Below are 14758 nucleotides of genomic sequence, written 5' to 3' on the forward strand. Positions count from 1 at the left end.
CCACTGGTCTCTGGTTACCTGACCGGATAGTCAGCGTACCGCTTTGGCAGCGCCGCCACTGGCGCCGGGGATTTAACCAAAGCGATCTATTATGCCGCCCGCTGGCGCGTTGGCTAGGATGCGCCTGGAATAGTCAGTCGGTGACACGGGTGCGGGCGACAGCCACACAGCACCACCTCAGCGCCAGATTACGCAAACGTAACCTGAAAAACGCATTCCGCCTTGAATTGCCGGTGCAGGGACTCCATATGGTTATTGTGGATGATGTCGTCACTACCGGAAGTACCGTCGCGGAGATCGCGCAACTGCTTTTACGCAACGGCGCAGCGACTGTCCAGGTATGGTGCCTGTGTCGAACCTTGTAGAGCCTCGATGATGGGCGTATTATAACCAACTAAAATAGTCAACTATTAGGCCATTACTATGATCCATATTTCCGATGCTGCACAAGCGCACTTTGCCAAACTGCTGGCAAATCAGGAAGAAGGGACGCAAATCCGTGTATTTGTGATCAATCCCGGTACGCCTAACGCTGAGTGTGGCGTTTCTTATTGTCCGCCGGACGCCGTGGAAGCAACCGACACCGCCATTAAATTTTCCCTGCTCACTGCCTATGTCGATGAGCTGAGCGCACCGTATCTGGAAGATGCCGAAATTGATTTTGTGACCGACCAGTTAGGCTCTCAACTGACGCTGAAAGCGCCAAACGCGAAAATGCGTAAAGTTGCTGATGATGCGCCGCTGATGGAACGTGTGGATTACGCGATCCAGTCGCAAATCAACCCACAGCTGGCAGGCCACGGTGGTCGCGTAACGCTGATGGAGATCACTGACGAAGGCTACGCCATTCTGCAGTTTGGCGGCGGCTGTAACGGCTGTTCAATGGTTGATGTCACTCTGAAAGAAGGTATCGAAAAACAGCTGCTAAATGAGTTCCCTGAACTGAAAGGCGTTCGCGATCTGACCGAACACCAGCGCGGCGAGCACTCTTACTACTAAGTGCCTACCCTTGCCCGGTGACACCATGCTCACCGGGCTTCTATTTTTGCCTTCTCTTTCCTGCAATATCCCTCCTCATAATATGACCTGTGTCTCATTATTTAAATTTTGCCTGCCTGGGTGATTCTCAATTCATACATGTTACCCGTATCATTCGTATGGGCACCTAACCACCCCATAACAGCCGACTAAACTAAAGAGTTTCGAAGGCAATCAGTACTGGTGCCGCTACGGTTCTGTTCCCTGCTGGGAAAACCGGATTTTGTCATCTAAACACTGACGTTACCCATAACAAAGTAAAGGCCAGGTAAATCATGCCATTAGTCATCGTTGCTATCGGTGTAATCTTGTTACTCCTTCTGATGATCCGCTTCAAAATGAACGGATTTATCGCTCTCGTCCTGGTAGCGCTTGCCGTCGGTCTGATGCAAGGCATGCCGTTGGTTAAAGTGATTAGCTCCATCAAGGCCGGTGTTGGCGGAACCCTGGGCAGCCTCGCCCTGATTATGGGTTTCGGCGCCATGTTGGGCAAAATGCTGGCAGATTGTGGCGGCGCACAGCGTATCGCTACCACGCTGATTGCCAAATTTGGTAAAAAACACATCCAGTGGGCCGTCGTATTAACGGGCTTCACCGTCGGTTTTGCCTTGTTCTACGAAGTGGGCTTCGTGCTGATGCTGCCACTGGTGTTTACCATTGCGGCAGCCGCGAATATTCCGTTGCTGTTTGTCGGTGTACCGATGGCGGCGGCGCTTTCTGTAACCCACGGCTTCCTGCCTCCGCACCCGGGTCCGACGGCCATTGCGACCATTTTCCATGCAGATATGGGTAAAACCCTGCTGTTTGGTACCATTCTGGCGATCCCGACCGTTATTCTGGCTGGTCCTGTTTTTGCTCGCTGCCTGAAAGGTATCGACAAACCGATTCCGGAAGGTCTGTACAGCGCCAAAACCTTTACGGAAGAAGAGATGCCAGGCTTTGGCGTCAGCGTCTGGACTTCCCTGGTACCGGTGATTCTGATGGCATTCCGCGCCATTGCAGAGATGAGCCTGCCGAAAGGTCACCCATTCCTGGCTGTCGCAGAATTCCTCGGCGATCCGGTCATGGCGACGCTGATTGCGGTCCTGATTGCGATGTTTACCTTCGGTCTGAACCGTGGTCGCTCTATGGATCAGATTAACGAGACCCTGTCCTCTTCCATCAAAATCATTGCCATGATGCTGTTGATCATCGGTGGTGGCGGTGCGTTCAAGCAGGTTCTGGTTGATAGTGGCGTTGATAAGTACATCGCCTCTATGATGCACGAAACCAACATCTCCCCGATTCTGATGGCATGGTCTATCGCCGCCGTCCTGCGTATCGCGCTGGGCTCAGCGACAGTTGCCGCCATTACCGCGGGTGGTATCGTCGCACCGTTGATTGCCACCACGGGCGTTAGCCCGGAGCTGATGGTTATTGCCGTAGGTTCTGGTAGCGTGATTTTCTCCCACGTGAACGATCCAGGCTTCTGGCTGTTCAAAGAGTATTTCAACCTGACCATCGGCGAGACCATCAAATCATGGTCAATGCTGGAAACCATTATCTCTGTCTGCGGTCTGGTAGGGTGTCTGTTGCTGGGGATGGTGGTTTAACCTCTCAAGTTCCAGACGTAAAAAAGCCGGGGATTTCCCCGGCTTTTTGGTTTTTATTTCTTCTTACTCGCCGCTTTTCGCCGCTTATCCAAATCCTTAATCAACTTGTTCACCTCATCATCGGCAAACATCGCTTCAAGGGAAGTAGAGAGCTTACGACGCCAGTTCTTGTACTGTTCACTGGTTCCCGGAATGTTGACCGGTTCCGCCATGTCCAGCCAGTCCTCCGGCTGCAATCCCAGCAGCGCGCTGTTACTGTCGGCAATATAACGCTGCAGACCGCGATTGAGCGTTGACGTCATCGACATCAGCGATGCCTTATGTCCTGCGCGTTTTGGCAGGCAGCCATACTTGTGCAAAGCATCCAGCAGCCCTTGCTTCGACTGCTCACGGTCCTGATACAACTCACGCAGGACAGTCTCATCCGGATAAAGTCCCAGCGTTTTGCCCAGTGTCAGATCACCACTGTCCCAATAACCACGCAGCGTAGGAAGGTCATGCGTCGTCGCGACAGCCATTGATTGTTCCGGATACGCTTTCGGCGCACGGAAGGTCTTCTCATGGTCATTTTCAAAATAGAGAACTTTGTAAGAATAGACGCCGCTATTACGCAGTTTGCTGACAATCTCCACCGGTACAGTACCCAGATCTTCGCCAATCACCATACAGTGATGACGTTGACTTTCCAGCGCCAGAATGGAGAGCAGATCGTCCACCGGATAATGAACATAAGCGCCATGATCCGCCGTTTCACCGTAAGGTATCCACCACAAACGCAGCATCGACATCACGTGGTCGATACGTAACGCCCCGCAGTTTTGCATATTGGCGCGCAACAGCTCGATAAACGGTTCATAGGCACGCGCCGTGATAATGTGGGGGTCCATAGGCGGCAGCCCCCAGTTCTGACCGAGCGGGCCGAGGATATCCGGCGGTGCGCCGACAGAGGCTTTCAGGCAATACAACTCGCGATCACACCAGGTTTCCGCACCACCTTCTGCGACGCCCACGGCCAGGTCACGATACAGGCCAATCGGCATGTCGAATCCCTGGCTGGTTTGCCAACAGGCGGCAAACTGGGTATACGCCAGCCACTGCAACCAGAGATAGAAATCCACCTCGCCCTGATGCTTTTCGCAGAACTGTTTTACCTGCGGAGAATCCACCGACTGATACGCCTTCGGCCACACTGGCCAGCCCCAGCGCAATGCGTCCTCTTTCACCTGATAAGCATGCAGAGCGTCAAACGCGGCCTGCCAGTACAGGCTTTCGCCTTCCTGTTCGACAAAGTGACGAAACTCAGCCATCTGCTCATCATCGCGAACCGCGAAACGATTCCACGCCATACGCAACGCCGTCATTTTCAGCGCCGTCACAGCGGTGTAATCCACCCATTCGGCATCCCGCGCACGTTGCAGACTTTGTTGTGTTTCCGGCATCTGCCACCAGGTCTGCGCCTCTTCGTTCTGGCGGAAGTCTTCCACCGCATTCACGTCAATGTAAATGACGTTCAGCCAGCGGCGTGAAGAAGGGCTATACGGACTGGCACTCTCGGGATTCGCCGGATAGAGCGCATGAATGGGATTCAAGCCAATGAAAGAACCGCCGCGTTTCGCGACATCCACCAGCATGGCCTTCAGATCGCCGAAATCGCCAATCCCCCAGTTTGTGCCAGACCGCAGGGTGTAGAGCTGCACACACGCCCCCCACAGTTTTTGGCCCGTCAGCAGCGCCTGAGGTTCGTAGCAGCGCTTCGGCGCCACAATAATCCGGCAGTGCGAGCGCTGTTCGCCCTGAGTTAACGTCAGCGAGTGATAGCCCTCCGGTAACTTCGCTGGCAGATGAAATGCTTTGCCACCCGTGGCGTGCCCTTTGTGCTGCGCCCCCTCTTCGGTGGTCAATATCCAGCTAAACTCTCCACTTCCTTCTACCGCCAGCGGCATTTTTTTGCCTGCGGTATACACCATCACATTTGGCACGGGTGTCACCGCCACCTTCGTGGCGGCGGTGGTGCGATGCATGGCGTCAAGCAAACGCCGTTTGGTTTCGGCGCCAATCGACTGCGGTTTACCGTGGGCATTGATATAATTAGGGCTGATCCCCGCCGCTAACGCGGCATTATCCAGACGTTTGCTTTCCATCGCGTTTCCTTAGCGTTTCGCCTGCCAGATACGGGTCTGATAATCACGGATGGAACGATCCGAGCTAAACATGCCGCAACGCGCCGTGTTCAGAATGGCCGCTCGGGTCCAGGCGTCCTGGTCGCGATACAGCACATCAACCCGCTTTTGTGCCTCAACGTAGGCGGTAAAGTCCGCCATCACCAGATACGGATCACCGCCCTGCTTGCCCATGCTGTGCAGCATCTGGTCAAACGCGTGCTTATCACCGCCGCTGTACTTCCCGCTTTCCAGCTCTTTAAGGACCGCATCCAGCACTTTGTCTTTTTTACGCCATTTCACCGGGTCGTAACCTTTGGCTTTCAGCGCTTTCACTTCTTCCACGGTATGACCAAAGATAAAGATGTTTTCATCGCCCACTTTCTCGGCGATTTCGACGTTTGCCCCGTCGAGCGTACCGACAGTCAGCGCACCGTTCAGCGCCAACTTCATATTGCCGGTGCCGGAGGCTTCTTTACCGGCCGTCGAGATCTGTTCGGAGATATCCGCCGCCGGGATCAGCATTTCCGCTGCTGAGACACAGTAGTCCGGCAGGAAAACCACTTTCAGCTGGTCACCCACTTTCGGATCGTTATTGATAGCTTCTGCCACTTTGTTGATCGCAAAGATAATGTTCTTCGCCAGGTAGTAACCCGGTGCCGCTTTCGCGCCAAACAGGAACACACGCGGTACGCGGTCTGCTTTCGGGTTCTCGCGAATCTCTTTGTAAAGCGCCAAAATATGTAACAGGTTCAGATGCTGACGTTTGTATTCGTGCAGACGCTTGATCTGGATATCAAAAATCGCCTGCGGGTTAATTTCAATCCCGGTACGCACTTTCACAAACTCAGCCAGACGGACTTTGTTCGCCTGTTTAATCTCGCGATACGTCTGACGGAATTTCGCGTCATCGGCAAATTTCTCAAGATTGATCAGTTGATCAAGATCGTTCGCCCACTCTTTTTTCAGCGATTTATCAAGCAGCGCGGCAAGTTGAGGGTTGCACTGTTTGATCCAACGACGCGGCGTAATGCCGTTAGTCACGTTATGGAATTTGTTCGGCCACAACTGGTGATATTCCGGGAACAGATCTTTCACCACCAGATCCGAGTGCAGCGCCGCAACGCCGTTGACCGCAAAGCCACTCACCACGCACAGGTTCGCCATGCGCACCTGTTTGTCGTGAACCACTGCCAGTTTCGCCCACACCGCTTTATCGCCCGGCCAGGTTTTATCAACCAACGTCTTAAAGCGATCATTAATCCCTTTGATGATCTGCATATGGCGCGGCAACAATGCTTTGATCAGTTTCTCATCCCAGCACTCCAGCGCTTCCGGCATCAGGGTGTGATTGGTGTAAGCGAAGGTTTTGCTGGTGATCGCCCACGCATCGTCCCAGCTCATCTGGTGCTCATCGATCAGTACGCGCAGCAGTTCCGGAATGGCGATCGTCGGGTGGGTGTCGTTCAACTGAATCACTTCGAAATCGGCCAACTCATGCAACTTGCGACCGGCCAGGTGATGGCGGCGCAGAATGTCAGCCACGGAGCACGCGCACTGGAAGTACTGCTGCATCAGGCGCAGCTTTTTGCCTGCGGTGTGGTTGTCATTCGGATAAAGCACTTTCGTCAGTTTTTCTGCGTCGATGCCCTGCTGTTCCGCCCGCAGGAAATCGCCGTCGTTAAATTTGGTCAGATGAAACGGATGTGCATGGGTCGCCTGCCACAGACGGAGCGGTTGTGCCATCCCATTACGATAGCCAAGCACCGGTAAATCCCACGCCTGACCGGTGATCACAAAGCCTGGCTCCCAGTGGCCGTCTTTAGTCACCTTGCCGCCAATGCCGACCTGGACATCCAGTGATTCGTTATGGCGGAACCAGGGGTAGCTGCCACGATGCCAGTCATCGGGCGCTTCAATCTGCTGCCCATCAGCAAAAGACTGACGGAACAGGCCGTACTGGTAATTCAGGCCATAACCTGTCGCGGACTGACCCACGGTCGCCATCGAGTCAAGGAAGCATGCCGCCAGACGCCCCAGACCGCCGTTACCCAGCGCCGGGTCAACTTCTTCTTCCAGCAGGTCGCTCAGATTGATGTCGTGCGCTTGCAACGCGTCGCTCACTTCCTGATACCAACCCAGGTTCAGCAGGTTGTTACCTGTCAGACGGCCAATCAGAAACTCCATGGAGATGTAGTTAACGTGGCGCTGATTTTTCGCCGGTTTTGCCGCGGGTTGCGCGCTGAGTAACTCAGCCAGTGCGCCGCTAACAGCCTGCCACCATTGACGAGACGTCATCTCTGCAGCCGACAGTAAACCGAAACGCTGCCACTGACGCGTCAGGGCAGCCTGAAATTGCTCTTTATTAAAGGTAGGCTGTGACATAGGAATTCCGGGTCCTCAGGTAATAAAACAACGTTATTGCTAGTTTGCCTGGCTCGTTGTTGACCTTCCTCCTCCCACCGGGGATTAGGCGGGGAGGAGTCGTGGGGATGAGCATAAAATTGTGATCGCCACCACTTAACAGTCGTGCGATGCCCCTTCAGGGCTCAGAATGACCGCGCAGATCTCTGCAAGCCTTCCATTGTTTTACGCATTATTGGTGGGAATAAACAGAGGCGACAAAAAATTGTGGAATATCATTTAGAAAGAACATGTAAATACGGAAATAGTTTCTAACCTAAAATATTGGTCCTGACCCATCACTTTTCCGTAAATATCAGTTCGCCACGCAAGAAAAATGCCGATTTTCATTAAAATCTCTCTCGCCTTACAGAAGGTGCGCCTTTCCCTGACACCCGCAAACCAGGCACCAATCCAGTCCCCACGCACATTCAGACGACAAATGAGAGTTTCCAACCAGATATATTAATATTTGTGACATAGTGCAAAATCAGAAGCACAAAAAGTCCGCTTAACTTGCATTAAACCGGTTTCTGTCCGACCTTATATCTATTAATTACGAAGCGCAAAAAAAATCATTTTTCCCCATTTCCTCACAGTGAAGTGATTAACTATGTTGATTCCGTCTAAATTAAGTCGTCCGGTTCGACTCGACCATACAGTGGTTCGTGAGCGCCTGTTGGCTAAACTTTCCGGCGCGAACAATTTCAGGTTAGCCCTAATCACAAGCCCTGCTGGTTACGGGAAAACTACGCTCATTTCACAATGGGCAGCCGGAAAAAATGAATTAGGGTGGTTCTCACTGGATGAAGGTGACAATCAGCAAGAGCGATTTGCCAGTTATCTGATTGCTGCCGTCCAGCAAGCCACTGGCGGGCACTGCTCTACCAGCGAAGTGATGGTGCAAAAACGCCAATACGCCAGCCTGACGTCACTTTTTGCCCAGCTGTTTATTGAACTGGCAGAGTGGCATCGCCCGCTGTATCTGGTCATTGACGATTACCATCTCATCTCTAACCCGGTGATCCATGAGTCAATGCGCTTCTTCCTTCGCCATCAGCCTGAAAACCTCACGCTGGTGGTTCTGTCACGCAACTTACCGCAGTTGGGCATCGCGAACCTGCGCGTACGCGATCAGCTCCTGGAAATAGGCAGTCAGCAATTAGCCTTTAACCACCAGGAAGCCAAACAGTTTTTTGACCGCCGTTTATCTTCCCCGATTGAAGCCGCTGAAAGCAGTCGGATGTGTGATGACGTCGCTGGCTGGGCAACAGCGCTACAGCTTATTGCCCTTTCCGCCCGTCAGAACAATAGCCCCGCTCACCAGTCTGCACGTCGCCTGGCAGGGATCAACGCCAGCCATTTGTCTGATTATCTTGTGGATGAAGTGCTGGATAGCGTCGATGTCGCCACCCGTCACTTCCTGTTAAAAAGCGCCGTATTACGTTCCATGAACGACGCGCTCATCGCCCGTGTTACCGGCGAAGAAAACGGCCAAATGCGTCTGGAAGAGATTGAGCGCCAGGGTCTGTTCCTGCAACGGATGGATGACACCGGCGAATGGTTTAGTTATCACCCGTTGTTTGGCAACTTTTTACGTCAGCGCTGCCAGTGGGAACTGGCGACCGAACTGCCAGAAATTCACCGCGCCGCCGCCGAAAGTTGGATGGCGCAGGGATTCCCCAGCGAAGCCATTCACCATGCGTTGGCGGCAGGCGACGCGCATATGCTGCGCAACATCCTGCTTAACCATGCGTGGGGTCTGTTCAACCACAGTGAACTGGCGTTGCTGGAAGAGTCACTGAAAGCGCTGCCGTGGGAAAGCCTGCTGGAAAATCCACGGCTGGTGCTACTGCAAGCCTGGCTGATGCAAAGCCAGCACCGTTACAGCGAGGTCAACACGCTGCTGGCACGCGCCGAGCAAGAGATCAACGGCGTCATGGACGGCACACTGCACGCGGAGTTTAACGCGTTGCGCGCGCAAGTGGCGATCAACGACGGCAACCCGGATGAAGCAGAGCGGCTGGCAAAACTGGCGCTGGACGAACTGCCGATCGCCTGGTTCTATAGCCGAATTGTCGCCACTTCCGTACACGGTGAAGTTCTGCACTGTAAAGGCGATCTTGCCCGTTCGCTGTCATTGATGCAGCAAACAGAGCAAATGGCACGTCACCATGATGTCTGGCACTACGCGCTGTGGAGCCTTATCCAACAAAGTGAAATTCTGTTTGCCCAGGGCTTCCTGCAAGCGGCCTGGGAAACACAAGAGAAAGCGTTCCAGTTGATCAAAGATCAGCACCTGGAACAGTTGCCGATGCACGAATTCCTGGTGCGCATTCGCGCGCAACTCCTGTGGGCGTGGGCGCGTCTGGATGAGGCTGAAGCCTCAGCCCGTAGCGGCATTGATGTGCTCTCCGGCTTCCAGCCGCAACAGCAGTTGCAGTGTCTGGCACTTCTCGTGCAATGCTCGCTGGCGCGTGGCGATCTGGATAATGCCCGTAGCCAGTTGAACCGCCTGGAAAACCTGCTGGGCAACGGCCAATATCACAGTGACTGGATCTCCAATGCAGATAAAGTCCGGGTGATTTACTGGCAGATGACGGGCGATAAAAAATCGGCCGCTCACTGGCTACGGCACACGCCAAAACCGGAATTTGCCAATAACCACTTCCTGCAGAGCCAGTGGCGCAACATCGCCAGGGTGCAGATCCTGTTAGGTGAGTTCGAACCTGCAGAAATTGTGCTGGAAGAGCTGAACGAAAATGCACGTAGTCTGCGTCTGATGAGCGATCTGAACCGCAACCTGCTACTGCTCAATCAACTTTACTGGCAGGCAGGGCGCAAAAACGACGCCCAACGCGTGCTGCTTGAGGCGCTGCAACTGGCGAATCGTACCGGTTTTATCAGCCACTTTGTGATTGAAGGGGAAGCGATGGCGCAGCAACTACGCCAACTGCTTCAGCTCAACACGTTGCCGGAACTCGATCAACACCGTGCACAGCGAATCCTGCGGGAAATTAACCAGCATCACCGACATAAGTTCGCCCATTTTGACGAGGGTTTCGTTGAGCGTCTGCTCACTCACCCGGATGTGCCGGAGCTGATCCGCACCAGTCCGCTGACACAACGTGAATGGCAGGTGCTGGGGCTCATCTATTCCGGTTACAGCAACGAACAAATCGCAGGTGAGCTGGCGGTCGCCGCAACCACCATCAAAACGCACATTCGCAATCTGTATCAGAAACTGGGCGTCGCACACCGACAGGATGCGGTGCAGCACGCACAGCAATTGTTGAAGATGATGGGTTATGGCGTGTAATTCAGGATCGTGGTGCTGATGCTTATTGGGCCTACGCGTTTGTAGGCCCAACTTTTTAGCACAGTTCCAGTTGAATATGATGCTCAGCAATCACCTGCATCACACCCGCGGGCGGCATGGTATCGGTATAGACTGCATCGACCAGACTAATGCTGCCCATGTTCACCATCGCATTACGACCAAACTTCGAGTGATCAACCACCAGCATGACGTGGCGCGAATTCTCAATGATCGCACGCTTGGTGCGCACTTCGTGATAATCAAACTCCAGCAATGAGCCATCGCTATCAATACCACTGATCCCCAAAATGCCAAAGTCGAGGCGGAACTGTGAGATAAAATCGAGCGTTGCTTCGCCAATGATCCCGCCATCACGGCTGCGAAGCTCACCGCCGGCCAGAATAATGCGAAAGTCCTCTTTCACCATCAGCGTGTTCGCCACGTTGAGGTTGTTAGTCACAATACGCAGATTGCTGTGATCCAGCAGCGCATGCGCCACTGCTTCCGGCGTTGTGCCGATGTCGATAAACAGCGTGGAGCCATTTGGTATTTGCGTGGCGACTTTACGCGCAATGCGCTCTTTTTCCGCCGTCTGCGTTGCTTTTCGATCGTGCCACGGCGTGTTCACGGAACTGGAAGGCAGCGCCGCACCACCGTGGTGGCGCAGAATCAGGTTTTGATCGGCCAGATCGTTGAGATCGCGACGAATCGTCTGCGGGCTGACAGAGAAATGCTCCACCAGCTCTTCGGTGCTGACGTATCCCTGTTTTTTTACCAGTTCAATGATCGCGTCATGTCGTTGTGTCTGTTTCATTATAGTTCCCTGAAGTCATGGAATTCGTTCATCAGGCGTTATCGTTGCTCACCGTTTGGAGATGGCCAGCGCGTTGATCCCGCAGCGTACTTAACGTACATGAGGATTTCGGGCACTGCCCAGGTACAAACGGGCAAATAAGATGGCCTGTGGGCGAATTACTACGTTCGTTTTCGCACATTAACAGTATCAGCCAATGCCATTGCCAAACCTACCGCCAGTCCGGCGATGTGTGCGCCATTCGCCATCGACATCCCAAACACGTCAAACCACCCGGCCACTATCCAAATCAACGCAAAAATAATCAAACCACGTTGCAGGTATATACCACTTTGCGGATCGCGTTCCCCGCGCAGCCAGACGTACCCCATCAACGCGTAAACAACACCCGAAAGCCCGCCAAACCACGGACCGCTAAATTTCTGCTGCACATAGCCGCTCAGCAGTGCGCTGATCACCGTAATGACGACCAGTTTGCCGCTGCCTAAACGCTTTTCGACCGCCCCGCCGAGATACCACCACCACAGCAGGTTAAAAAGAATGTGCATCAGCGAGAAGTGCATGAATGCATGTGTGAAATAGCGCCAGAACTCAAATTTCAGCGACGGGTCAAACGGCCAGGCCAACCATAGCATCACGGTCTGATCGCCCATGATGTTCATCGCGAGAAACACCAGTATACATGCCGCCATGACCAGCCAGGTGACGGGACCTGCCCGTTCACGCAGCGTGGCAATAAAAGGAAAACGGCGGTAGTGGAGTCCGCTGTCGGTATGACCGGACTGCCAGCTCGCCGCCAGATAACGCGGATCGCCCGGATTTTCGAGAAATCGCGCCAGCTCAGCCTGTACGCGTTCGGCCTGGGATTCATCCGCCAGCCAAACGTCGCTTTGGTTATGTTGTTGAATCGTCAGGATAACGCCCTGCGTCGCCATATAATCAACAAATGCCTGCGCCACGCGGGGGTTAGCAAAAGAGGTAATCATCAACATCGTTGCTGTCGCTTCGTCCACACAAAAGAGGACAGTATAAAGGCTTACGAGCCGTATGCCACCTCTGAGGGAAAATGGCGGTGCCAGGCATCAAAACCTCCATCAATACTGTAGACCGCGTCATATCCTTGCTGGAGAAGATACTGTGCCGCCCCTTTGCTGCTATTCCCGTGGTAGCACATCACCATCACCACGCTATCGAAGTCATGCTCGCGCATAAACGTTCCCAGCGTGTCGTTGGTCAGATGAAACGCTTGCGGCGCATGTCCCATTGCATAGCTCTGCGGATCGCGGATGTCTACCAATACCGCTTTTCCGTGATGCAGTTTCTGGTGGGCTTCTTCAACGTTAATACATTCAAACTGTTCCATAGACTCTCTTTCTTTCAGTACCGATAAGCCATATTACCGCCCAGTGTACGTTCAGACGGCAGGTAAACACCATAATGTTATATGTATCACTCTAAAATGTTTTTTCGATGTTACCAGTGGCGCGTTTCTTTGCTATTATGTTCGATAACGAACATTATTGAGCTATAACGAAAGCGCAGAGGGCAGCATGGAAACCAAAGATCTGATTGTGATAGGCGGGGGCATTAATGGTGCCGGTATCGCGGCAGATGCCGCTGGACGCGGTTTATCCGTGCTGATGCTGGAAGCGCAGGATTTAGCCTGTGCCACCTCCTCTGCCAGTTCTAAACTCATTCACGGTGGCTTGCGCTACCTGGAACACTACGAATTCCGCCTGGTCAGCGAAGCGCTGGCCGAGCGTGAAGTGCTGTTGAAAATGGCGCCGCATATCGCCTTCCCGATGCGTTTTCGTCTACCGCACCGCCCGCATCTGCGTCCGGCGTGGATGATCCGCATAGGTCTTTTTATGTACGATCACCTGGGCAAACGCACCAGTTTACCCGGTTCAACCGGTTTGCGTTTTGGCGCAGATTCTGTGCTTAAACCTGAGATCGTGCGCGGTTTCGAATATTCTGACTGTTGGGTAGACGATGCACGCCTGGTTCTGGCAAACGCCCAAATGGTGGTTCGCAAAGGGGGAGAAGTATTAACCCGCACCCGCGCGACCTCCGCCCGCCGCGAAAACGGGTTGTGGATAGTGGAAGCGGAAGACATCGATACCGGTAAAAAATACACCTGGCAGGCACGGGGTCTGGTCAACGCGACTGGCCCGTGGGTGAAGCAGTTCTTCGACGACGGTATGCATCTGCCTTCACCGTACGGTATCCGCCTGATCAAGGGCAGCCACATCGTTGTGCCGCGCGTTCACACGCAGAAGCAGGCTTACATCCTGCAAAACGAAGACAAACGCATTGTGTTTGTGATCCCGTGGATGGATGAGTTCTCGATCATCGGCACCACTGACGTTGAATATAACGGCGACCCGAAAGCGGTGAAAATTGACGAAAGTGAGATCAATTACCTGCTGAAGGTTTACAACGCGCACTTTAAGAAACAACTGGGACGCGACGATATCGTCTGGACTTACTCTGGCGTACGCCCGCTGTGTGATGACGAATCCGATTCACCGCAGGCCATCACGCGCGACTACACGCTGGATATTCACGACGAAAACGGCAAAGCCCCGCTGCTGTCTGTGTTTGGCGGCAAGCTGACCACCTACCGTAAGCTGGCCGAACACGCGGTGGAAAAACTGTCGTCTTACTATCAGGGCATTGGCCCGGCCTGGACCAAAGAATGCATCCTGCCAGGCGGCGAAATTGGCAATGACCGTGAAGATTACGCAGCAAAACTGCGCCGTCGCTACCCTTTCCTGACGGAATCGCTGGCACGCCACTACTCACGTACCTACGGCAGTAATACGGAGTGGATCCTGGGTGAAGCAACGTCTGTTGCTGACTTAGGCGAAGACTTTGGTCATGAATTCTACGAAGCAGAGCTGAAGTATTTAGTCGAGCACGAGTGGGTCCGCCGTGCGGAAGACGCACTGTGGCGTCGGACCAAAGAAGGGATGTGGCTTAACGCCGAACAGCAGTCCCGCATCACCCACTGGCTGGCGGACTATATGGATAAACGCCAGCTGTCGCTGGCTTCTTAAGACACACGCTATAAAACTGTAGGCCCGGTAAGCGTCATCGCCACCGGGCCTTTTGCCGGATGGCGGCTAACACCTTATCCGGCCTACAAGCTTGCATAACCGTAGGCCGGGCAAACGTCATCGCCACTGGGCCTTTTGCCGGATGGCGGCTAACACCTTATCCGGCCTACAAGCCTGCATAACCGTAGGCCGGGCAAGCGTCATCGACACCGGGCCTTTGCCGGATGGCGGCTAACGCCTTATCCGGCCTACAAGCCTGCATAACCGTAGGCCGGGCAAGCATCATCGCCACCGGGCCTTTTGCCGGATGGCGGCTAACGCCTTATCCGGCCTACAAGCCTGCATAACCGTAGGCCGGGCAAGCATCATCGACA

General features: G+C 53.8%; 10 protein-coding genes. 5 read left to right on the forward strand and 5 right to left on the reverse strand.

The genetic code is table 11. From position 1 onward, the window contains the following. From CJP72_RS21310 to gntT, 3 genes are all read left to right on the forward strand, one after another. The coding region (locus tag CJP72_RS21310) for a phosphoribosyltransferase family protein (protein WP_255498463.1) at positions 1-365 on the forward strand (365 nt) is incomplete at its 5' end. A 58-nt stretch (positions 366-423) separates the two neighbouring features. Continuing rightward, complete coding sequence (nfuA, locus tag CJP72_RS21315; protein WP_162383306.1) at positions 424-999, forward strand: Fe-S biogenesis protein NfuA; 576 nt, start codon at positions 424-426, stop codon at positions 997-999. Between the two features lie 314 nt (positions 1000-1313). Further along, on the forward strand, positions 1314-2630 hold the full coding sequence (gntT, locus tag CJP72_RS21320; protein WP_162383307.1) for a gluconate transporter: 1317 nt from the start codon (positions 1314-1316) through the stop codon (positions 2628-2630). 53 nt (positions 2631-2683) lie between these two features. Here gntT and malQ read toward each other — a convergent pair whose 3' ends face one another. Together malQ and malP are read right to left on the reverse strand one after the other, a co-directional pair. Further along, positions 2684-4771, reverse strand: a complete 2088-nt coding sequence (gene malQ / locus CJP72_RS21325) for a 4-alpha-glucanotransferase (protein ID WP_162383308.1) — start codon at positions 4769-4771, stop codon at positions 2684-2686. 9 nt (positions 4772-4780) lie between these two features. After that, on the reverse strand, positions 4781-7174 hold the full coding sequence (gene malP / locus CJP72_RS21330; RefSeq protein WP_162383309.1) for a maltodextrin phosphorylase: 2394 nt from the start codon (positions 7172-7174) through the stop codon (positions 4781-4783). A gap of 631 nt (positions 7175-7805) precedes the next feature. Here malP and malT point away from each other — a divergent pair. Further along, positions 7806-10511: an HTH-type transcriptional regulator MalT gene (gene malT / locus CJP72_RS21335; protein WP_162383310.1), complete on the forward strand. Its 2706-nt coding sequence runs from the start codon at positions 7806-7808 to the stop codon at positions 10509-10511. A gap of 55 nt (positions 10512-10566) precedes the next feature. On the opposite strand, the gene CJP72_RS21340 is transcribed toward malT, so the two are convergent. The 3 genes from CJP72_RS21340 to glpE all read right to left on the reverse strand — a co-directional run bounded on the left by CJP72_RS21340 (position 10567) and on the right by glpE (position 12688). After that, positions 10567-11325: a DeoR/GlpR family transcriptional regulator gene (locus tag CJP72_RS21340; RefSeq protein WP_162383311.1), complete on the reverse strand. Its 759-nt coding sequence runs from the start codon at positions 11323-11325 to the stop codon at positions 10567-10569. A 161-nt stretch (positions 11326-11486) separates the two neighbouring features. Beyond that, positions 11487-12317 carry a rhomboid family intramembrane serine protease GlpG gene (glpG, locus tag CJP72_RS21345; protein ID WP_162383312.1) on the reverse strand — a complete coding sequence of 277 codons (831 nt, stop codon included), beginning with the start codon at positions 12315-12317 and terminating at the stop codon, positions 11487-11489. 44 nt (positions 12318-12361) lie between these two features. Further along, entirely contained in the window at positions 12362-12688 is a 327-nt protein-coding gene (gene glpE, locus CJP72_RS21350; protein ID WP_162383313.1) for a thiosulfate sulfurtransferase GlpE, read from the reverse strand. 187 nt (positions 12689-12875) lie between these two features. Between glpE and glpD the strand changes: the two genes are divergently transcribed. Then, entirely contained in the window at positions 12876-14384 is a 1509-nt protein-coding gene (glpD, locus tag CJP72_RS21355; protein ID WP_162383314.1) for a glycerol-3-phosphate dehydrogenase, read from the forward strand. Positions 14385-14758: the final 374 nt, after the last annotated feature.

The sequence above is a fragment of the Citrobacter sp. NCU1 genome, from assembly GCF_010231475.1.
Classification (GTDB): domain Bacteria; phylum Pseudomonadota; class Gammaproteobacteria; order Enterobacterales; family Enterobacteriaceae; genus Citrobacter_D.

Coding starts and splice junctions, on each gene's coding strand:
- nfuA (WP_162383306.1), top strand. CDS start 424: ATGATCCATATTTCCGATGCTGCACAAGCGCACTTTGCCAAACTGCTG.
- gntT (WP_162383307.1), top strand. CDS start 1,314: ATGCCATTAGTCATCGTTGCTATCGGTGTAATCTTGTTACTCCTTCTG.
- malQ (WP_162383308.1), bottom strand. CDS start 4,771: ATGGAAAGCAAACGTCTGGATAATGCCGCGTTAGCGGCGGGGATCAGC.
- malP (WP_162383309.1), bottom strand. CDS start 7,174: ATGTCACAGCCTACCTTTAATAAAGAGCAATTTCAGGCTGCCCTGACG.
- malT (WP_162383310.1), top strand. CDS start 7,806: ATGTTGATTCCGTCTAAATTAAGTCGTCCGGTTCGACTCGACCATACA.
- CJP72_RS21340 (WP_162383311.1), bottom strand. CDS start 11,325: ATGAAACAGACACAACGACATGACGCGATCATTGAACTGGTAAAAAAA.
- glpG (WP_162383312.1), bottom strand. CDS start 12,317: ATGTTGATGATTACCTCTTTTGCTAACCCCCGCGTGGCGCAGGCATTT.
- glpE (WP_162383313.1), bottom strand. CDS start 12,688: ATGGAACAGTTTGAATGTATTAACGTTGAAGAAGCCCACCAGAAACTG.
- glpD (WP_162383314.1), top strand. CDS start 12,876: ATGGAAACCAAAGATCTGATTGTGATAGGCGGGGGCATTAATGGTGCC.